Origin of the sequence: Rhodococcus sp. 66b (genome assembly GCF_002076325.1) — a bacterium.
Taxonomy (GTDB): Bacteria; Actinomycetota; Actinomycetes; order Mycobacteriales; family Mycobacteriaceae; genus Rhodococcus_F; species Rhodococcus_F erythropolis.
In genome coordinates, this window is the sequence record NZ_MUZB01000013.1 from 149,974 (window position 1) to 170,067 (window position 20,094).

Below are 20,094 nucleotides of genomic sequence, written 5' to 3' on the forward strand. Positions count from 1 at the left end.
TCATTACTGAAGGTCATTGTTAGTCAAGGTCAGATTTCTACCGAGATTCCTGCGTTCCGGAATCGGTAACACCCCGTCCTCGACCGCGCGTTTGTACAGATCTGTCTTTGTGGGGGCCGGCCGTCCGGCAGCCGCATATTTCTGCCTGATGCGTTGGAGGTAATCGTTGACCGTCTGCGGCGCCAAACCGGTGAGTCGCGCAACGCGATCTGCCTTCTCTCCGGATGCGTAAAGTTCGAGGACCTCGAGTTGTCGAGGGCTCAGACCCACCTCGTCGAGACCTGGATCCCCGTCGATTGCGGCAGCCCACTCTGTCGTCACCACCTGCCTTCCCGACGCGGCGGCGCGTATTGCATCAATCACGACGGCAGTCGGTTCGGACTTGCGCACGACGCCCAGCACACCGGCACGGGCAGCCGAGCGAACGAGGAACGGGTTTTCCGCCCCGGTGAAGATCAATGTCTCGAGCCCCGCGGCCCGCAGTTCCTCGACGTTGCTCTTGGGCGATGAACCGTCGGCCAGTCGGAGGTCGAGAATTGCCAGATCCAAGCTGACGTGCTGAGCGAGCATCTCGGACACAGTGGTCGCGATGCACACCAACTCGATATCCGGCTCGTCCTTCAGCATCACGGACAAGCCGATAGCCACCGACTCGTGGTCTTCCACCAGTCCGACACGGCGGTGTGGAAATGCAGTTTGCTCTGGCATAGCGATTGTTTCCCTCCGCTCGATGCGAGGACGTTATCAGGCAGAGCTGACTGATCGGTATGTTACGTATCAAGATTTGAAGTCAGCCTGGACTGTTTTACGTTTCGGCTCTACAGTTGTCTTGTGACCGAGACCACTTCCGATGCGAAAGTAAGCCGTACGCAGGCCGAACGAACTGCCGCGATGCGTGGGCGCCTGCTCGACGCCGCCGTCGAATCGCTTGTCGAACTGGGCTACGCCCGGACCAGCACCCAGGAGATCGCCCGTCGCGCAGGCGTCTCGCGAGGTACGCAACTGCATCATTTTCCGACCAAGGAATCGCTGGTCGTTGCCGCCGTCGAGTATCTGGTCGACAAGCGACTGGAAGAAATCCTCACCGCTGAAGTGGATCGCGGCCGAGGTCTCGAGGTCCTGGCGGACGCGTTCTCCGGGCCGCTGTTCTACGCTGCGCTCGAATTGTGGGTCGCGGCGCGAACCGATCCTGTTCTGCATGCGGCGACGGTGCCCCTCGAACGCAAGGTCAGTGAGGCACTCGAGTTCGGTAGCGCCGAGTTGTTCGGCGATCGATTCGATTCCGAGTCGGTCGAACTCACCATCGAACTCGTCCGCGGTCTTGCAGTCTCAGCCCTTTTCCGTACACCCGAAGCCGACGACGCGCTCAGAGCGCGACTGTTGCCGGCCTGGCAATCCCGAGTGGAGAAGAAGTGAAGCTTCCCGAACATGTCGAAACGCTGATCGTCGGTGCCGGATTCGCCGGTATGGGCTTGGCAGCCAGAATGCTTCGCGACAATCGCGCTGCAGACGTCGTGTTGATCGAGCGTGGAGCTGACATCGGCGGCACTTGGCGCGACAACACCTATCCAGGCTGTGCCTGTGACGTGCCGACGGCGTTGTACTCGTATTCTTTTGCACCGAGCGCCGATTGGAGTCATACCTTTGCTCGTCAACCCGAGATCTACAACTATCTGAAGAAGGTGGCCGCAGACACCGGCATCGTGGAACGCGTAGTCCTGAACTGCGAACTCGAAGCTGCTGTGTGGGACGAGGATGCGGCGCTGTGGCGTATTCGGACATCTCGAGGGTCGTTGACGGCCAAAGCTCTGGTCGCCGCGACCGGAGCGTTGTCGACGCCCAAGATCCCGGATTTTCCCGGTCTCGACCAATTCTCCGGGACCACTTTCCATTCGGCGACGTGGAACCACGAACACGAACTGCGCGGTGAGCGCGTAGCCGTGATCGGAACGGGAGCGTCGGCGGTTCAGTTCGTTCCCGAAATTGCCGACCCTGCTGCCCATGTCACCGTGTTCCAGCGAACTCCGGCCTGGGTGATTCCGCGGATGGATCGCACCCTGCCTGCCGCACAGAAGGCCGTGTACTCGCGGATTCCCGTTACACAGAAGGTGATTCGAGGGTGGGTTTACGGCTTCCGCGAGCTACTCGGTGCCGCGATGTCGCACGCGACGTGGGTGCTGCCTGCCTTCGAGGCGGCCGCGCGCCTTCATCTGCGCAGACAGGTGAAAGATCCGGAGTTGCGCCGGAAACTGACTCCCGATTTCACGATCGGTTGCAAGCGCATGCTTCTGTCCAACGACTGGTTGCGCACCCTTGACCGCGCGGACGTGAGTCTGGTCGACAGTGGGCTCGTCTCGGTCACCGAAAACGGCGTGGTCGACGGACGCGGAGTCGAGCACAAGGTCGACACCATCATCTTCGCCACGGGGTTCACGCCGACGGAACCGCCTGTTGCGCATCTGATCACCGGAAAACGTGGCGAGACGCTGGCCGCACATTGGAACGGTAGTCCCAACGCGTACAAGGGTACTGCGGTCAGCGGGTTCCCGAATCTGTTCCTCATGTACGGTCCGAACACCAACCTCGGACACAGTTCGATCGTGTACATGCTCGAGTCCCAGGCCGAGTACGTCAACGACGCCTTGAACACCATGAAGCGAGAGCGGATCGATGCCCTCGACGTGAACGAGACGGTGCAGGTGCACTACAACAAGGGAATTCAGCACGAGTTGCAGCACACGGTGTGGAACAAGGGCGGATGCTCGAGTTGGTACATCGATCCGGAGGGGCGCAACTCGGTGCAGTGGCCGACGTTCACTTTCAAATTCCGTTCGCTGCTGGAGCATTTCGATCGGGAGAACTACTCCGCTCGCAAGATCGAAAGCGTCGAGGCATGACCGCGACGCACTACGACGTGGTGGTTATCGGTTCGGGATTCGGTGGCAGTGTCGCCGCTCTTCGCCTGACGGAGAAGGGCTACCGTGTCGGGGTGCTCGAAGCCGGTCGACGGTTTGCCGACGACGAGTTGCCTGAAACCAGTTGGAGACTTCGAAAGTACCTGTGGGCGCCGTGGATCGGATGTTATGGGGTTCAGCGCATCCATCTTCTTCCGGATGTGCTCGTGATGGCGGGGGCCGGCGTCGGAGGTGGGTCGTTGAACTACGCCAACACGTTGTATCAGCCACCCAATCGGTTCTTCGAAGACCGTCAGTGGGCGCACATCACTGACTGGCACGACGAACTGGCGCCGTACTACGACCAGGCCAAACGGATGTTGGGTGTTCGCACCAATCCGTCCTTCACTCCTGCCGATGCGGTGATGAAGGACGTAGCCGAAGAGATGGGCGTGGGGGAGACCTTCACGTCCACCCCCGTCGGTGTTTTCTTCGGGGAGGCAGGAGTTTCCGTGCCGGACCCGTTCTTCGGCGGAAAAGGACCCGAACGCACAGGTTGCACGGAATGCGGGGGATGTATGACCGGCTGCCGAGTCGGTGCGAAGAACACGCTGGTCAAGAACTACCTCCATCTCGCCGAGCAAGCGGGCGCCAGGGTTCATCCGCTCACGACCGTCACCGACCTTCGGCCGGCGGCAAGCGGTGGTTACCGCCTGCTCGCGAGGCGAACGGACGGCGTCCGCCGGCGAGAAGTTCGGTTCACCGCCGATCAGGTGGTGGTTGCCGCCGGAACGTACGGAACGGCGAGGCTGCTGCTCGGTATGAAGGAATCCGGTGCCCTGCCGGGCCTGTCGGATACTCTCGGCACCGTCGTACGTACCAATTCCGAAGCCGTACTGGCCGCAACGTCGAAGTCGCGTCGACGGAACTTCACGCAGGGCGTAGCCATCACGTCGTCCTTTCACCCGGATGATCACACGCACATCGAGCCGGTGCGATACGGCAAGGGCAGCAATGCAATAGGACTTCTGCAGACCGTCCTGAGTGACGGCGGTGGGCGAACTCCCCGGGTGCTGAAGACTCTGGCGGTCGCGGCCCGACACCCAGGAGCGTTCTTGCGGTCGTTATCGGTACGGAACTGGTCCGAGCGAACCGTCATCGCGCTGGTGATGCAGACCGACGACAACTCCCTCGAACTTTCCAAGAACACCAAACGATTCGGGCGCTCCCTCACCAGTAGGCCGGGACCGGGTGATCCACCTCCCCAGTGGATTCCGCAGGGCCATACAGCTATTCGCAAGGTCGCCGAGAAGATCGACGGCGACCCGGGCGGTTCCATCGCCGAGATCGTGAATATCCCGATGACGGCGCACTTTCTGGGTGGCTGCGCAATCGGTGACAGCGCGGCGAGTGGCGTCGTGGATCCGTATCTCCGTGCTTACGGGCATGCCGGCCTGCACGTCATGGACGGTTCGGTCGTGAGCGCGAATCTCGGCGTGAATCCTTCCCTGACCATCACTGCGCAGGCGGAACGAGCGTGCGCGATGTGGCCGAACAAAGGTGCCGCAGACGCCCGCCCGAAGACCGGCGAACCATACGTACGTATCGATCCGACGTTGCCGTCCAACCCGGTGGTACCGACGCATGCACCAGGTGCTTTGCGGCTTCCCCTGACCGTTCGAGCTGAGAAGGTGTCCGATGTGGAGCGTGCCTGAATCGACAAGTGACCGCGTCGACTGGCCGGTGAGCGATCCGCCGCCGTGGCCTGCTTCCGTTCGCGCAACACTGTGGTGGCACCGCAGTACGCCGGCGGCGCGGGAACTCGGGCCAGACGATCGAACGATTCCGGTGACGGTGGCCATGATGGTGGACTACCTCGATTCGCCGGTCGGCCCGTATCGCGAGATCCTCGCCAGTCCGGTCTTGCATGCGCCAGGGAAACGGATCGGGCCTATGCCGCGGATGGCGGTCCCTTTCATCGCGGTGGATTCGGAACCGTCGGTGCACGGCGGACGGTTCCACTGGCAACTACCCAAGGTCCTGGCCGAGTTCGACGGAGATGTGCAGCAGAAATTCATTGCAACCGGCGACGGATGGCGGGTGCGTTCGGACACGCGGATGCTCGGGCCGCGTCTGCCGATTGTCGGGGCGTTGGGATTTGCGCAGCCGGAATCCGGTGGAGGTCTGGCGATCGCGTCGGCCAGACTGACGGGGTCGTTCCGATATGCGCGCGTGAGCGTCGAGGCAGAGGGGCCGACACTGCCGAACTGGTTGGCATCGGGCACTCATCACGGCGTCGTGATTCTGGCCGGAAAAATGACTACGGGAGCAGCCAAGCACCGATAGCAGGGGGTTGACCTGCGAAAGAACGAGCAAGGCCGCCCAGTCGGTGATTGGGCGGCCTTGCTCGTGTTGTGTAAAAAGTTAGGTGTCGACGTCCCACAGGCGCCTCTCGGCGGGTGGTCGCTCGCAGCGACAAAAGGGGTGGGGCCCGGGGCTTGTTCGGACGCCGACAGGGTGTTCAACGGTGGTCGCCCCGGATTTGTTCCCGGGGATCGCTAAGTAGTTTCCGACAGGGTGTGCAGCGAATTCCAGCAGGGCCGACGAGTTCAGGCAGGGCCGAGATGGGCGAGTTCCTTTTTCAGTCCCACACACAGATCCGATCCCGCCGGCCCACTCAGAGCTGATCGCAATCGGTTGTAATACGTCCGCGGCGACAGACCGAAAGTGACGAAGATGTCCTCGGCAGTGGCACCGTTCCACGGTCGCCACAGGATTGCGAAGTCGACGAGGTCGTCCGCGTACGATCCACGATTTCGCGAGCGTTTGGCGCGTCGAACCTGGCATTCGTGGGTGTTTGCGACGCTCGTCGCTCCACAGAGCTGAGGTGGCATCTTCGTCACTCGGTTCACGAGAGTCCCCTGAACTGGTCGGGCACTCACATGACCAGGACGCCGCCGTCCACGGGCAGCGCGACGCCGGTGATGTAACGCGCTTCGTCGGAGGCGAGGAATTTGACGGCGTTGGTGACGTCGTCGTTTTCTACCCACGGGATCGGGTAGAGGATCATGTCGCCGGAGGCCTTGGCGAAGTCGTCGCGACCCGGATTGTCGGTGCCGGGAACGAATTGGTTGTACATCGCCTGGTTCTGCACCATCTCGGTGTCGACCTGCGTCGGGTTCACGGTATTGACGCGAATGCGATGCGGAGCGAGTTCCTGGGCGAGGGTCTTCATCAATCCCACGACGCCGTGCTTGGCCGAAACATAGTGTCCGACACCCGTGTACGCGCGCAGACCGGCAACGGAGGCGGTGAGGACGATCGCGCCGCCGGTGCCCTGTTCGATCATGTGGGGGATCGCGGCCTTGACGGTGCGCCACACGCCGCTGAGGTTGACGTCGATCATTTCGCCCCACTTCTCCTCGTCCAATTCGTGCGCGTTCCCGAAGGAGAGGATGCCCGCGTTTGCGATGACGATGTCGACGTGGCCGAAGCGATCGAGCCCGGCTTCGAGGGCCAGCTTGACCGAGTCGAAGTTGCGCACGTCGGCGTGCGAGAAGATGATCTTGCCGCCTGCTTCTTCGACGAGGCGGATTGTTTCCTGGACGTCGTCCTCCGTGGCCAAGGGGTACGGCACGGTGTCGTTGTCCTTGACGGAGTCGAGAGCGATGATGTTCGCGCCCTCCTGCGCCAGCCGCAATGCGTGATTACGCCCTTGCCCGCGAGCAGCACCCGTGATGAATGCGACCTTGCCTTCGAATCGTCCGGTCATGGGGATCCTCCTGTTGCTGAAATTGTTGTGTACGTGGGTGATCGGAGAGCTATTTGACGAGTACGCCTGCGTCGACGGGCAGTGCGACGCCGGTGATGTACCTGGCTTCGTCGGACGCGAGGAAAAGCACGGCATTGCTGACGTCGACGGATTCGACCCACGGGATAGGTAGCGCATTCATCGCTTGCGACAGCGGGGCGAAGTCCTCACGAGTCGGTTCGTCGATGTCGGGACAGAACAACCTGTACATGGCGTCGTTCATGATCATCGGAGTGTCGACCTGGGTGGGGTTCACGGTATTCACGCGGATTCGGTGGGGAGCCAGTTCCTGCGCGAGAGTTTTCATCAATCCGTTGACGCCGTGTTTCGCGGCTGTGTAGTGCGCGATGTTGCCGTATCCCTTGAGCCCCGCCGCCGAACTGGTCAGGATGATTGCGCCCCCGCCCCCTTGTTCGATGAGGTAGGGGATCGCAGCTTTGGCGGTTCGCCACGTGCCGCTGAGATCGATGTCGACGACAGTGCCCCATTGGCTTTCGGTGAGTTCGTGTGTAGGTGAGGGGATGTTGATACCGACGTTGGCGCAGACGATGTCGACATGACCGAACTGGACGACCCCGCGGTCCAGGACACCCTTGACCGCGGTGAAGTCGCGAACATCGGCCACCTCGGCCAGAATTCGCCCGCCGACGGCCTCGACCGACCGGACGGTCTCGGCGAGGTCGGCTTCGCTTGCCAGCGAGTACGGAACACCTCCGATGTCGGAGCAGATGTCGAGCGCGATGATGTCTGCGCCTTCCTCGGCCAAGCGGATCGCATGTGCCCGGCCCTGGCCGCGTGCTGCGCCGGTGACGAACGCGACCTTGCCCGAAACCCTTCCGGTGGTGCGTGCTGTGGTGGTCACTTGATCACTCCGTATCGGCGTCGGTCGATGGTCAGTGCAACTGCGGCAATCACCACGATGCCCTTGATGACGAGTTGTGTGTAGGGGTCGACGGACGTCAGGTCCATTCCGGCGCTCAGCAACACGATCACGAGTGCACCGAGGATCGTGCGATGTGGGCCACCGACGCCACCGGACAGCGCGGTGCCGCCGACAACCACGGCCGCGATGGAATTGAGCAGGCTGGGACCTGCGCCCATCGGGACTCCGGTGCTGGCCTGGCCGGTGAAGATGATTCCGGCGATCGCAGCGACGGCTCCGGCTACGGCGAAGACAGCAAGTTTGGTCCGTCGTACGCGGACACCGACGAGGGCTGCGGCGCGCTCGTTGCCACCGACCGCGTACATGTGGCGACCGAATGACGTACCGAAGGCAAGGACCGTCGCGCCGATGGTCAGCAGGATTGCGATCAGTGCCCCGTTGGGGACGTTGGGAATCATCGACTCGTTCACCAGGCTCTGGAGAAGATTCGAATTGTAGGAAACAGGACCGCCTTTGGAGACGGTATTGGAAATGCCGTCGAGTACGGACATCATTCCCAGCGTCACGAGGAACGACGGCACCTTGAGCATTGTCGTGATCAACCCGTTGACCAGTCCGACAACCGCCCCCGCGACGATCACCATGACTATCGCCAACGGGCCACCGAATTTGTCGATCCATGTGGCGATCAGAATTCCGGCGAGAGTGGCCGTCGCCGCGACCGACAGATCGATACCGCCGATCAGGATGACAAACGTGCCGGCGAGCGCAAGCACGGTCAGGAAAGCCATCTGGTTGAGAATGTTCTGCGCGGACGTCGCAGTGATGAAACTTTCCGTGCGCCACTGGAAATAGATGATCAGTATCAGCACCGCAACCGTCGGAACAACTATGTTGCGGTGCTGATCGAGTCGACTCAGCAGACCGCGCGCGCCTGACGGCGCTGCGGCATCGCTGGCCGGCGATTGCTTCGAGAGTGTCTGGGTCACTGCATTCCTCACATCATGTGCTTGATCACGTCGACTTCGGCGGGCTTGCGCTCTGCAGGGGCCGCCAACTCTGCGCTGATGACCCCGTCCTTCATGACCACGATTCGGTCGGACATTCCGATCACTTCTTCGAGGGATTCGGCGCACAGCAGCACACCGACCCCTGACGCAGCCATCGATCGGACCAAACCGTAGATCTCCTCTCGCGTTCCGACGTCGATTCCACGCGTCGGATCGCTGAGGACCAGCACTTTGCATTCGCGACCTTGCCACCGAGCGAAGATCGCCTTCTGTTGGTTTCCGCCACTGAGTTCCCCGATAGGCGTCGACAACGACGGGGCTTTGACCTGCAGCGCGCGGGCCAACTGCGTCGTCCGCTCCCTTTCGGTCCGTAAACGCAGTAGCCGCGTCCACGGGTGGCGGAGGAGATCGAGGAAGCCGATCGAGATGTTGTTTCTGATGGACGCGCTGCGGAACAGGGAGTCCTGGGCACGCTCCGGTGGGACGTACAGGACTCCGGCTGCCACGGCGGCGGGAACCGACCAGTGCTCGTGCGCAGTACCGTCGACGTGAATCGAACCCGTCGACAACGACTCCGCACCCGCGACTGCTGCAGCCACCGATGCTTTCCCCGAACCGATGACTCCGGCCAATCCGACTACCTCGCCCGGTCGGACAACCAGATCGACCGACTCGAACTCGCCTGCGCTGCTTGCATCTCGGAGTTCGATCAAAGGCTTCGGAGACAACGCTCCGGTCTGTTCTCCTTCTCGGTAGTAGTCGGCGCTACGCTCGCTACCCACCATCAACTCGTGCAGTCGCTCCGCAGTGACGCCGTCGGCGGAGAGGGTTTCGATGGACCTCCCGTCGCGCAGTACGAGGAGCCGTGTGCTGATCCGCAAGACGTCCTGCAGGATGTGGGACACGAAGATGAACGACACCCGATCGCGCCACCCTTCGATCAACGCGAAGAGAATTTCCACCTCGGTCTCGGTCAACGCGCTGGTCGGCTCGTCGAGCAGGATCACCGGAGCTTCGGTGGCGTCGGTGATCCGCGAGAAGGCGCGCGCAATCTCGACCAGTTGCCTTTGTGGGTACGTCAATTCGGCGACGACGGCATCGGCGCGCAACCCCTCGATGCCGAGTGTGTCGAGGAGGGATTGGGCGGCGTCGCGCATTCTCCGACGCCGGCCGGGGCCCCAACCACCTATCTCGCCCTCACGTCCGAGATAAATGTTCTCGTACACGCGCAGTGCATCGACCAACGACTGCTCCTGGACCACCACGGAGATTCCGAGTTCGCGGAGAGTGCGCGAGTCGCCGAGTTCGACGTGAGTTCCGTTTACGTCGAGGCTGCCGGCATCGGGACGTACCGTTCCCGTCAAAACACCGATCAGCGTTGACTTTCCGGCACCGTTCTCGCCGATCAAGCCGAGAACATCACCTCTGCTGACGTCGAGTGAAACGTCCTGGAGGGCGTGAACGGGGCCGTAGCTCTTGCAGACCCCGCGCAAGCTGATGGTTGCTGTGTCGCTCACCTTCGTATGACTCATTCTCAGGCCACGAGTTGATCTTTGTACTGCAGCAACGGGCCCGAGCGGAACGCGGAGGCGTACTCGGTGCGTACTCCGGTGATGTCTGCGGAGTTCCAGGCGCTGTTCAGCGTGTACTGGTCCTGCGATACACCGGCGTAGTACTCCCGCGGGTCGATCGGGTTGAGTACGGTCTGCGGGTCCCAGTCGTCAGGATGCAGGGCCTTGCTCATTTTTGCCCAGTCGAACGGAAGTGTGGGCGCGTACACAGTTTTCAGTACGTCGTCGGCGATCTCCGGAGTCACCAGGAGTGCTCCCTGCGAAAGGAAGCGCTCCGGCAGAGACAGGTCGACGCCGTTGAGCTGATCGAAGATGGTGACACCGAGAATTCCTGCCGTGAGTCCGCCGACCGTTGCACTGGTCAGGTATTGCTTTCCCTGCGCGATGTATTCGACGTTCTGCTTGTTACCGTCGAATCCGACCACGATCTTGCCCGTGATCTTCGCGGCGTCCAGTGCCGCAATGACTCCGGCGGCTTGACTGTCGTTCTGCGCGAAGACTCCGACGAAGTCCGGCACCGAAGGCAGGATGTTCGTGAATGCCTTTCTCGCGTCTTCGGAAGTCCAGTTGCCGGGCGAGGCGGTGACGATCTTGATTCCCGGGTAGTCCTTGGCCGCGGCGTTCAGGCCAGCTGTCCGTTGATCGTCGGAGGACGAACCCTTCTGTCCCGGAACATGAATGATGGTTCCGCTGCCGCCGACCTTGTCGAAAAGAGCCTTGGCGGTTGCGACGGCGATCTTGGTGGAGGGCGGCGTGATGAAACGGACCCACTTGTCCGCGTCGGCCGGTGTGTACCAGGCGGGTGCCGTGTACGAGCTGGCATACAGAATCCCGGCCGCCTGACAGGCTTTCGTGACGGCTGCCGCCTGAGCTTCGGTGGCGGGAGTGCCGAAGATCGACTTGCCGCCCGAAGCGCGGACGTTGCCTACCTGTCCCAGTGCGGTGTTGACGTTGCCCTGATCCTCCACCGAGGACATGCTGACGCCCAACGCGTCCATCGCCTGCTTGCCGCCGTCCGAGAAGGCAACGAAGTAGTCGTTGGAGAGTGTTGTCACCTGGCAGAGGGTCTTTTCCTGGACTTTGCCCGCGCCGGCGCCACCGCCGGCAGCGGTACTGGTGGAACTGCCGCCTGCTCCGCAGGCCACTGCGCCGAGGGCGATGCCTGCTGCGCCCATTGCGGCGAAGAAGGAACGTCGGGTCAGTGGATGAGAGAACGTCGCGTTCCGCGCGACGTCCACGATCTTCGATTCGATCGAAGGCATGATCACATCCTTGGTCTCGCAAGAGTAGGTTCTCGAGAGGTCTTCTCGAGATGTGGGAAAACGGGAGATTTCGCTACTTCGCCAGCAGATGCGTTGTGAACCAACGGGAAGCGTGTTCGGCCGCCACTGCGAGCTTGGACTGGTCGCTGTAGAGCGTCATGTGCGACGTGTGCGGCAGGACGACAAGTTCTTTCTTCGGAGTCGGGATGCTGTTGTAACTCTCGATCTCCAAGTCCCACAACGTGAGGTCGTCACCTTCGGCGACGATCATCATCGACGGTGTGTCGAGGATCCTGGGCACGAAATAGTTGACGTCGTAGTCGAGCAGGAGATCGACGGATTCCATAGTCGAACTGTTTTGGTAGAGAGGAGCTTCGGTGGCTTGAAGAGCTGCGAAGGTCGTCTTCGTCTCGGGGAACGGCCAGGAAGACAGTTCTTCCTCGGGATTCTCACTGGCGTGAGCGATGTGCAGTCGCTGATCCGGATCGTCGAAGCGGAGTCGGCGATCTTCGAGGATCGCGTCCCACAGCTTTCGATAACCCATGGTCCCGTGGATCCGACGCATGTTGCGGAACCCGTCGATCACCGGAATCTGAGACACGATGGCCTTCACCCGAGGATCGGTCGCGGCGAGAATCATTACGTGGCCGCCGGAGTAGGAGATGCCCCAGGCTCCGAGACGGTCGTTGTCGACGCCGGGAGTGCGCTCGAGAAAGCTGAGCGCGTTCTGATAATCACGAATCTGTTGCTTCGGGTCCAGGTGTTGACGGGGTTCACCGTCCGACACGCCCAGGTTGCGGTAGTCGAAGACCAGCGCAGCCATACCGGCCGTTACGAAGGCCTCGGCGTAATAGGGCATGACCAACTCACGGACGTAGCACCAACCGCCTGCCAGTACGACGGCCGGTACGTCTTCGTCGGTGTCGGGTCGGTACAGCCAACCGCGGACGGTGACTCCGTCGCTGGAGAATTCGACATCTTCACGGCGCATTGCGCGACTCCTCATGTAACGAGTGAAAGCTGAATGGAAGTAGGTGCGAAAGAAAACGGACGGTCTTGTCGCCGTGCGTATTACGGCATCGACGCGGTTCGCTCGTGTCAACTGCCCCGAGCGGATCGTCGCGGATCCGAAGTACCCCGTAATCGTGAGTCACCTCACAGCCTTTGTCAAGTGTCACTGGACAGCAAGGAAAATCCGTCGGTATAGTCCTGCTCACCCACTGCGCATGTATTCGTAACGAGCGCAGCATTATTGGAGGTGTTCCGGCTCGTGAACGGCGAAGAAGTTCTGTGTGCCTACGAAAAGATGTTGTTGATCCGTGTGATGGAGGAGCGCATCTCGGCGCTCTACAAGGGCGACATCATTCCCGGATTCGTTCACACCTCGATAGGTCAAGAGGCATGCGCGGTGGGGGCTCTCACTCATGCGCGGGTCAGTGACGTCATCACCTCGACGCACCGCGGGCACGGCCACGTTCTCGCCAAAGGCCTCGAGCCCGATCGGATGATGGCCGAGTTGATGGGCAAGGTTACCGGGGCCAACAACGGCCGGGGTGGTTCGATGCACGTCGCCGATCCCCGCCTGGGGATCTTCGGCGCGAACGGGATCGTGGGCGCGGGGTTGCCGATCGCCGTCGGTGCTGCCTTCGCTGCCAAGGATCGCGGTGAGGGCGATCTGGTGGTGGCGTTCTTCGGTGACGGGGCGATCGCGACCGGCGCGTTCCACGAGGCGATGAACTTGGCTGCGCTGTGGAAACTTCCGATCATTTTCCTGTGCGAGAACAACGGATTCTCGGAGTTCTCCTCGACGGTGGATCAGCATCCGGTTCCGATCTCTGCGCGCGCAGCGGGATACGGAATGGAATCGATCACGCTGGCAGGCAACGACGTCGAGGCAGTCGCCGACGGTATTCGGCCGGTGTACGCGCAGGTGCGAGGCGGCAGTGGTCCGGTGTTCGTCGAGGTCACGACCCTGCGGGTGCACGGGCACTACGAGGGCGATCCGCAGGTGTACCGCGACAAGGACGAGATGACCCGAGACATTCTCGCGGCCGATCCACTGACGGTGACGCGGGGCCGACTCCGGGAGCGAGGCATCGGGGACGATGTCCTCGATCTGGTGGACAAGCGGGTGAGGGCGGTGGTCGACGAGGCGGAGCGTTTCGCGCGGGCGTCGCCGCAACCGGAGGCGTCGAGCGTGATGGAGTACATCTATTCACCGCGACGTGTCTATCCGCCGGGCCACCTCGACGTGAGTGTCGACGCGGGTGGTGCGGCGGTGTCCCAGTCCAAGATCATCAAAGCGGCGCTCGACGACTCTCTGGCAGCCGATCCGGATGTGTTTCTTGCTGGCATCGACGTTGCCGGCGGAAATGTTTTCGGTCTGACCAGGGGATTGGCCGCGGAGTATCCGGGTCGAGTGCTCGATACGCCGATCTCCGAATCGGCAATCATGGGTCTTGCCGTCGGCTCCGCGATGGCGGGCCGTAGGCCCGTCGTGGAACTGATGTACCTCGACTTCCTCGGGGTGTGCCTGGATCAGTTGATGAATCAGGCGGCAAAACTTCGGTTCATGACGGGCGGCGCAGTGAGTCTGCCGTTGGTGGTGCGGACGCAGTTCGGTTCCGGCAGATCGTCGGGTGGGCAGCATTCGCAGAGTCTCGAGGCGCTGTTGGCGCACATACCGGGACTGACTGTGCTCATGCCGAGTTCGGGCGCGGATGCATACGGGTTGTTGCGGGCAGCGATCGAGGACGACAACCCGGTCATGTTCATCGAGCATCGACTGCTGTACGAGAAGAAAAGTTCGTTGCCGAGCAAGGATTTTCGGGTTCCGATCGGAAAGGCAGCGGTGACGAGACCAGGTTCGGACGTCACCATCGTCTCGTGGTCGCGTATGGCAATGCACGCTTTGGTTGCGGCGCAGACGTTGACAGAGGAAGGGATCGATGCGGAGGTCATCGATCTACGAACGATTGCTCCGCTCGATCGGGAGACGATTCTCGAATCCTTCGGTCGGACCAACAGGATGGTCGTCGCCCAGGAAGCGGTGGTGGACTTCGGTGTCGGAGCCGAGATCGCAGCCATGGCGGTGGATTCCGGTTTCTATTCTCTGGACGCGCCGGTGGTGCGGGTGGGAGCACGGTACGCGCCCGCGCCCTATGCGCCGGTGCTCGAACGTGAGTGGGAAGTCGGACCTGACGACATCGTTGCAGCCGTTCGGCGGGTGATGTCGTGCTGAGCGCTACCCGTCCGCGGGCAATGACCGGTGGCGGGGTGCTGCCCGAGATGCTTCTCGACGCACTGCGTCGAGATCCCGAAGCACTGGCCCTTGTCGACGAGAGTGTGCGGTGGACTTACCAGGAATTGGTGGACGCTGCAACGAGCTTTGCAGGCGCACTGCATAAATCGGGATTCGAGCCTGGAGAAGTGGTACTCGTTCAGCTGCCGAACTGGTGGGAATCCGTGGTTGCGGCCTGGGGCACGTGGCTTGCCGGCGGCATTCTCCTGCCGGTGGTCCCGATTTACCGCGCACACGAGCTGTCCTTCATCATCGAGCAAGCTGAGCCGTCGGTGATCGTCGCCCCGCAGGAATACCGCGGATATCGTCACGTCGAGCAACTCGGGACTGTGCTCCGTGATCTGGGCCGAGAGGTTCTTCTGGTGGAGGCTCGAGGCGAAGGTGGGTTGCGGCGCACCACGTTCGACGACTTCCTGGACTTCGGGATGGAGGCGAACCGGCCCGACCACCGCGCGGATCCCGACGACGTCGCCCTCGTTCTCTACACGTCGGGAACCACTTCGGCTCCGAAAGGCGTTCTGCACACTCATCGGACCCTGATGGCCGAGAGTTCGAGCATGATCGCGCATTGCGGCGTGGATTCGCAGGACCGAATCTTCATGCCTTCGCCGTTGCCCCACATCACCGGAATGTCGTATGCGGTCGTTCTTCCCGCAGCGGCAGCCTGCTCGACGGTTCTGATGCAACGCTGGAATCCCGCGGAGGCAGTTGCGTTGATCGAGCGCGAACAATGCACGTTCACCGTGAGCGCGACACCGTTTCTCCGCGGTCTTGCCGACGCCTACGAGGAGGACGGATATCGACGATCCCATCTGACTCGATTCGTGTGTGGTGGGGCCGGGATTCCGCCCGAGCTGGTACGTCGAGCCCACCGCGTGATGGGGACAGCGGTTGTTCGTACCTACGGATCGACGGAACTTCCGACCCTCGTGATGGGTGATCCTTTCGGTGACATCGGTCTGCAGGCCGAGGACGAAGGAGCTGTGATCGGCGGAAACGAGTTCCGGCTCGGCGAAGACGACGAGCTGTTGGTGCGTGGTCCGGAACTGTTCGTCGGCTACGTCGACAGCTCGATCAACGCGGAATCATTTACCGAGGACGGCTATTTCCGGACTGGCGACGTTGCCACCGTGGACGGGCCAGGTCAGATCCGGATCACTTCGCGGATCAAGGACATCATCAACCGGGGAGGGGAGAAATTCAGTGCTGCCGACATCGAGTGGGTCCTCGAGGCTCATCCGAATGTGGCAGAGGTGGCAGTGGTCGGGTATCCGGACGAGGAACTGGGGGAGCGCGCGTGCGCCTTTGTCGTTCCGCACGGTGAACCACCAAGCGTTCGAGACCTGCGGATCTTCCTGCTGTCCGAAGGATTTGCTGTTCAGAAGGCTCCGGAGAGAGTCGAGACCGTTGCGTCGCTTCCTCGGACGGAGAGTGGGAAGGTTCAGAAGTTTCTCCTGCGTCGAGCGTTAGGCTTGGGCTCCGCACAGGCGGTCCCCGAGACCTACGGAAGCGAGTTCGGACATGACGGCAACCGGCGCAAAGCCACCTCGTAAGGCGGCTGAGTCGACAGCGGCTGCATCGAAGAAATCGCAACCGCGCAAGACGACTCCCCAAAAGACGACGGCCCAGAAGAAGACGGCGCCGACCAAGGCGGCGGCGCGCAAACAGAAGGCGGAGGACAACGGTTTGGGGACGTCGGTAGGTAAGACGGTTCGTGCCGAACGCACGCGACAGGGAATCCCGGTTCGCGAACTGGCGAGGCGACTCGGCGTATCACCGTCGTTCCTGTCCCAGTTCGAACTGGGACAGAGTCAGGCGGCGGTCAACACGCTTTTTGCGATCGCGACCGAACTCAACCTGTCGTTGGACGTATTGCTCGGCAACAGCGTCGATCCGGAACGTGAATCCGAGTCCGAATCGAAGACCCACGAGCCGCGCATTTCCGACTGCCTCACATTCCGATCGGGTGTCCGCTGGCAACGGTTGGCGAATACTCCTGAGAACCATCACGTCCAGTTCCTCCTCACGGAGTACGAGCCCGGCGCCGACTCTGCGCCGGGCGACGCACCGCAGACCCACTCGGGTGACGACTACGGGTACGTGCTGGAAGGGACTCTGACTATCGACATCGACGGAATGCGTCGGCTGCTCAAGTCGGGCGAAGCGATCCACCTGGTCGGGAATGTTCCTCACCGATTGCGCAACGAGACAGATCAGACGGTCAAGGCGATCTGGTTCGTCCTGGGGTGAGTCGCTGCGTGCGACGTATTGGATGTGATGTCACCGGGTGTGACGCCGGTCTCGATTCAACTTAGGCAATCCTTTTCTTGACTAATTCCAGAAAAGCGGCATACTGGGAAACATGCGAGACGGAGAGCATGACTTCGACCCCCGAGCGCAACTGCGCGCCGTCGGGTTGAGGATCACTGCTCCGCGCCTCGCCGTGCTGGATGCGGTTACAGCCCAACCGCATTCAGACGCCGATTCTGTTGCAGCACTCGTGCGGCAGCAGCTCGGATCGGTATCCACACAGGCCGTTTACGACGTGCTCAAGGCATGCGTGAACGCAGGATTGCTGCGACGCATCGAGCCGGCGGGTTCACCCGCACGGTTCGAGACGAGAACTGGTGACAACCACCATCACCTCGTCTGTCGCGGCTGCGGCAAGGTCGTCGACGTCGATTGTGTTGTCGGCCAAGCTCCCTGCCTCGAACCTTCCGATAATCACGGCTTCGAAATCGACGAAGCCGAGGTCGTGTTCTGGGGCCGTTGCGAAGATTGCCTGAAGAATTCTGCCGAATCCGACACCGCGTCGGACACGGTCTCGCAGAATCGAATTGATGCGTCCAGAACCTCCGAGCCGGCCCCTTCGCATGCAGCCCATGCGTTCGGCTCGGATGCAGCCCCGCTCCTCTGACGCCCAGCCCACAACGCTAGGAGGCTTCGCCATGACCAAGCCCACCACCAACAATTTCGGTATCGCGGTCGCAAGTGATGACGAATCGCTGACCGCGGGTATTCAGGGGCCGGTGCTCCTTCACGACCACTACCTGATCGAGAAGCTCGCGCAGTTCAACCGCGAGCGTGTCCCGGAGCGCATCGTCCACGCCAAGGGCGGCGGCGCTTTCGGTGAACTCGTCGTCACACACGACGTCAGCAAGTACACCAAGGCCGCGTTCCTGCAGCCGGGTAAGAAGACCGAGTCGCTCGTCCGCTTCTCCACCGTCGCCGGTGAGCAGGGCAGCCCGGACACCTGGCGCGATCCGCGCGGTTTTGCGATGAAGTTCTACACCGAAGAGGGAAACTACGACCTCGTCGGCAACAACACCCCGGTGTTCTTCATCAAGGACGCCATCAAGTTCCCCGACTTCATCCGTTCGCAGAAGCGACTGCCAGGCTCCGGTCTTCGTGACCACGACATGCAGTGGGACTTCTGGACGCTGCGTCCCGAAACGGCTCACCAGGTGACCTGGTTGATGGGTGACCGCGGTATCCCGAAGACCTGGCGCAACATGGACGGCTTCGGATCGCACACCTACCAGTGGGTCAACGCTGCGGGTGAACGCTTCTGGGTGAAGTACCACTTCAAGACCGATCAGGGGATCGAGTTCCTGACGCAGGCAGAAGCAGACAGCCTCGCCGGTAGCGATCCCGACTACCACCGCGCGGATCTGTACAACGCCATCGAGGCCGGTAATTTCCCGAGCTGGACCCTCAAGGTTCAGATCATGCCGGTCGACGAGGCCGAAGGCTACCGCTTCAACCCGTTCGACCTCACCAAGGTCTGGTCCCAGAAGGACTACCCGCTGATCGAGGTCGGCAAGTGGACGCTGAACCGTAACCCGGAGAACTTCTTCGCGCAGATCGAGCAGGCATCCTTCGAGCCGTCGAACGTGGTGCCCGGCATCGGATTCAGCCCGGACAAGATGCTTCTGGGTCGCGTCTTCTCCTACGCCGACGCGCATCGTTACCGCATCGGCACCAACTACGCCGACCTGCCGGTCAACGCCCCGAAGAACGAGGTGAACTCCTACTCCAAGGAGGGCGCCATGCGTTACAGCTTCAATTCCCCGTCGACGCCGGTGTACGCACCCAACTCGTACGGCGGACCTCACGCCGATCCGTCTGTTGCCGGTGACGAAGGCCTGTGGTCGTTCGACGGCAAGGCAGTGCGCGCCGGATACATCGAGCACGCCGAGGACGGCGACTTCACGCAGGCCGGAACGCTGGTCCGTGAAGTTCTCGACGACGCAGCTCGTGAGCGCCTGGTGAGCAACATCGTCGGCCACGCCCTTGCCGGCGTCAGCGAAGAAGTTCTACTGCGTGTCTTCGAGTACTGGAAGAACGTCGACGCAGATTTGGGCAAGCGCGTCGAAGAAGGTGTACGCGCAGGTCAGTGACCCGCTGACATGAGCATCACCTAGGTTTACCGAATGCGGACCGCTGCAAGGGAAATCACTTCCCGGCAGCGGTCCGTTTTTGTCTGCCCAACTACAGCAGTGCGAACCAGTAGACGAAGCATGCCAGAAGGAACACAACCACTGACTCCATGACGACACCCCTGTTCGACGTGCACTTCTGCTGTCCGCACTCTCCATGATCCGCTTCTCGAGCGGAGAATGCTCGGGGCACAAGTTTCGCGAACCGAGGTGTTGGGCAGTCAATTCCCATGGCAACAGGTGCAGTTCTCTTCGACATCGACGGAACGCTCGTCGATTCCAACTATCTGCATGTAGAAGCGTGGTCGCGAGCCTTCTTCGAGGTGGGTCGCCCGGTTGACGCGTGGCGGGTGCACCGCTGCATCGGCATGGACGGAGACCAACTACTGGAGACGTTGCTCGGCGAAGACATCGACGGGTGCGGGCCACGGGCCAAGGAACTTCACACCAAGTACTACCGGCAGTCGGCTGACCGTCTCCGAGTACTGCCGGGAGCGCGAGAGTTGATCCGCCGAGTTCACTCGCTCGGACTGCACGTCGTGCTCGCTACCTCGGCGCCCGACGACGAACTGGAATTGTTGCGCCAGACGCTCGACATCGACGAAATGATCTACGCCGCCACCTCTTCGGAATCCGTCGACGAGGCCAAGCCTGATCCGGACCTGATCGAGATCGCGCTCGCGAAGGCAGGTGTCGACGCTGGCGATGCGGTCATGGTCGGAGACGCCGTCTGGGACATGAAGGCTGCGACATCGGCGGGCGTTGTGGCTGTGGGAGTGCGCAGCGGCGGCATGTCGACCGACGAACTCGACGGCGCGGGTGCGGCGGAGGTGTACGACGACGCCCGCGACCTTCTCGACCACCTCGACGGCAGTGTGATTTCCGAACTCGTTTCAGGCCAAGATACCGGGAGTTGATCAGTG

Annotated in this window: 18 protein-coding genes; 10 read left to right on the top strand and 8 right to left on the bottom strand. The window is 61.8% G+C overall.

The window, feature by feature from the left end; genetic code table 11:
- Positions 1-3: 3 nt before the first annotated feature.
- Positions 4-708 carry a response regulator transcription factor gene (locus B0E55_RS23750; RefSeq protein ID WP_047888091.1) on the bottom strand — a complete coding sequence of 235 codons (705 nt, stop codon included), beginning with the start codon at positions 706-708 and terminating at the stop codon, positions 4-6.
- 183 nt (positions 709-891) lie between these two features.
- On the opposite strand from B0E55_RS23750, the gene B0E55_RS23755 reads away from it, so the two are divergent.
- Genes B0E55_RS23755 through B0E55_RS23770 form a run of 4 tightly spaced genes read left to right on the top strand, consistent with a single transcriptional unit; the run spans position 892 to position 5,240 of the window.
- Positions 892-1,416, top strand: a complete 525-nt coding sequence (locus B0E55_RS23755; RefSeq protein WP_020968240.1) for a TetR/AcrR family transcriptional regulator — start codon at positions 892-894, stop codon at positions 1,414-1,416.
- On the top strand, positions 1,413-2,897 hold the full coding sequence (locus B0E55_RS23760) for a flavin-containing monooxygenase (protein WP_007732326.1): 1,485 nt from the start codon (positions 1,413-1,415) through the stop codon (positions 2,895-2,897). Before B0E55_RS23755 ends, B0E55_RS23760 begins: the two co-directional genes overlap by 4 nt.
- Positions 2,894-4,609 (top strand): GMC oxidoreductase, encoded by a 1,716-nt coding sequence (locus tag B0E55_RS23765; RefSeq protein ID WP_080910582.1) that lies wholly within the window; start codon positions 2,894-2,896, stop codon positions 4,607-4,609. Before B0E55_RS23760 ends, B0E55_RS23765 begins: the two co-directional genes overlap by 4 nt.
- Positions 4,593-5,240, top strand: a complete 648-nt coding sequence (locus B0E55_RS23770) for a hypothetical protein (RefSeq protein WP_080910583.1) — start codon at positions 4,593-4,595, stop codon at positions 5,238-5,240. The genes B0E55_RS23765 and B0E55_RS23770 overlap by 17 nt, the downstream gene beginning before the upstream one ends.
- Positions 5,241-5,503: 263 nt before the next feature.
- Here the strand turns inward: B0E55_RS23770 and B0E55_RS23775 are convergent, their stop codons facing one another.
- From B0E55_RS23775 to B0E55_RS23800, 7 genes are all read right to left on the bottom strand, one after another.
- Complete coding sequence (locus tag B0E55_RS23775) at positions 5,504-5,806, bottom strand: hypothetical protein (protein WP_042950475.1); 303 nt, start codon at positions 5,804-5,806, stop codon at positions 5,504-5,506.
- A gap of 26 nt (positions 5,807-5,832) precedes the next feature.
- The gene (locus tag B0E55_RS23780; RefSeq protein ID WP_020905939.1) at positions 5,833-6,666 is read right to left on the bottom strand and encodes a mycofactocin-coupled SDR family oxidoreductase; all 834 of its coding nucleotides are present in this window, start codon (positions 6,664-6,666) and stop codon (positions 5,833-5,835) included.
- Positions 6,667-6,715: 49 nt separating this feature from the next.
- Positions 6,716-7,567 (bottom strand): mycofactocin-coupled SDR family oxidoreductase, encoded by an 852-nt coding sequence (locus tag B0E55_RS31375; RefSeq protein ID WP_020905940.1) that lies wholly within the window; start codon positions 7,565-7,567, stop codon positions 6,716-6,718.
- Positions 7,564-8,577 carry an ABC transporter permease gene (locus B0E55_RS31380; RefSeq protein ID WP_169801348.1) on the bottom strand — a complete coding sequence of 338 codons (1,014 nt, stop codon included), beginning with the start codon at positions 8,575-8,577 and terminating at the stop codon, positions 7,564-7,566. The genes B0E55_RS31375 and B0E55_RS31380 overlap by 4 nt, the downstream gene beginning before the upstream one ends.
- 8 nt (positions 8,578-8,585) lie before the next feature.
- A complete protein-coding gene (locus B0E55_RS23790; RefSeq protein ID WP_024488271.1) occupies positions 8,586-10,115 on the bottom strand; it encodes a sugar ABC transporter ATP-binding protein in 1,530 nt (509 codons plus the stop codon).
- 17 nt (positions 10,116-10,132) lie between these two features.
- Positions 10,133-11,431: a sugar ABC transporter substrate-binding protein gene (locus B0E55_RS23795; protein WP_127159959.1), complete on the bottom strand. Its 1,299-nt coding sequence runs from the start codon at positions 11,429-11,431 to the stop codon at positions 10,133-10,135.
- A gap of 73 nt (positions 11,432-11,504) precedes the next feature.
- Positions 11,505-12,422 carry an alpha/beta hydrolase gene (locus B0E55_RS23800; RefSeq protein WP_080910584.1) on the bottom strand — a complete coding sequence of 306 codons (918 nt, stop codon included), beginning with the start codon at positions 12,420-12,422 and terminating at the stop codon, positions 11,505-11,507.
- Between the two features lie 279 nt (positions 12,423-12,701).
- Here B0E55_RS23800 and B0E55_RS23805 point away from each other — a divergent pair, with 279 nt between their 5' ends.
- The 6 genes from B0E55_RS23805 (at position 12,702) to B0E55_RS23830 (ending at position 20,088) form a co-directional block, all read left to right on the top strand.
- Positions 12,702-14,672 carry an alpha-ketoacid dehydrogenase subunit alpha/beta gene (locus tag B0E55_RS23805; RefSeq protein WP_029254315.1) on the top strand — a complete coding sequence of 657 codons (1,971 nt, stop codon included), beginning with the start codon at positions 12,702-12,704 and terminating at the stop codon, positions 14,670-14,672.
- The gene (locus B0E55_RS23810) at positions 14,666-16,285 is read left to right on the top strand and encodes an AMP-binding protein (protein ID WP_020905947.1); all 1,620 of its coding nucleotides are present in this window, start codon (positions 14,666-14,668) and stop codon (positions 16,283-16,285) included. The genes B0E55_RS23805 and B0E55_RS23810 overlap by 7 nt, the downstream gene beginning before the upstream one ends.
- Positions 16,254-16,982 (top strand): helix-turn-helix domain-containing protein, encoded by a 729-nt coding sequence (locus tag B0E55_RS23815; protein WP_029254317.1) that lies wholly within the window; start codon positions 16,254-16,256, stop codon positions 16,980-16,982. Before B0E55_RS23810 ends, B0E55_RS23815 begins: the two co-directional genes overlap by 32 nt.
- A gap of 112 nt (positions 16,983-17,094) precedes the next feature.
- Entirely contained in the window at positions 17,095-17,649 is a 555-nt protein-coding gene (locus tag B0E55_RS23820; RefSeq protein ID WP_019746588.1) for a Fur family transcriptional regulator, read from the top strand.
- Between the two features lie 31 nt (positions 17,650-17,680).
- On the top strand, positions 17,681-19,132 hold the full coding sequence (locus tag B0E55_RS23825) for a catalase (RefSeq protein ID WP_020968244.1): 1,452 nt from the start codon (positions 17,681-17,683) through the stop codon (positions 19,130-19,132).
- Between the two features lie 269 nt (positions 19,133-19,401).
- On the top strand, positions 19,402-20,088 hold the full coding sequence (locus tag B0E55_RS23830; protein ID WP_030535692.1) for an HAD family hydrolase: 687 nt from the start codon (positions 19,402-19,404) through the stop codon (positions 20,086-20,088).
- Positions 20,089-20,094 lie beyond the last annotated feature (6 nt).

Coding starts and splice junctions, on each gene's coding strand:
- B0E55_RS23750 (WP_047888091.1), bottom strand. CDS start 708: ATGCCAGAGCAAACTGCATTTCCACACCGCCGTGTCGGACTGGTGGAA.
- B0E55_RS23755 (WP_020968240.1), top strand. CDS start 892: ATGCGTGGGCGCCTGCTCGACGCCGCCGTCGAATCGCTTGTCGAACTG.
- B0E55_RS23765 (WP_080910582.1), top strand. CDS start 2,894: ATGACCGCGACGCACTACGACGTGGTGGTTATCGGTTCGGGATTCGGT.
- B0E55_RS23770 (WP_080910583.1), top strand. CDS start 4,593: ATGTGGAGCGTGCCTGAATCGACAAGTGACCGCGTCGACTGGCCGGTG.
- B0E55_RS23780 (WP_020905939.1), bottom strand. CDS start 6,666: ATGACCGGACGATTCGAAGGCAAGGTCGCATTCATCACGGGTGCTGCT.
- B0E55_RS23795 (WP_127159959.1), bottom strand. CDS start 11,431: ATGCCTTCGATCGAATCGAAGATCGTGGACGTCGCGCGGAACGCGACG.
- B0E55_RS23800 (WP_080910584.1), bottom strand. CDS start 12,422: ATGCGCCGTGAAGATGTCGAATTCTCCAGCGACGGAGTCACCGTCCGC.
- B0E55_RS23815 (WP_029254317.1), top strand. CDS start 16,254: ATGACGGCAACCGGCGCAAAGCCACCTCGTAAGGCGGCTGAGTCGACA.
- B0E55_RS23820 (WP_019746588.1), top strand. CDS start 17,095: ATGCGAGACGGAGAGCATGACTTCGACCCCCGAGCGCAACTGCGCGCC.
- B0E55_RS23825 (WP_020968244.1), top strand. CDS start 17,681: ATGACCAAGCCCACCACCAACAATTTCGGTATCGCGGTCGCAAGTGAT.
- B0E55_RS23830 (WP_030535692.1), top strand. CDS start 19,402: ATGGCAACAGGTGCAGTTCTCTTCGACATCGACGGAACGCTCGTCGAT.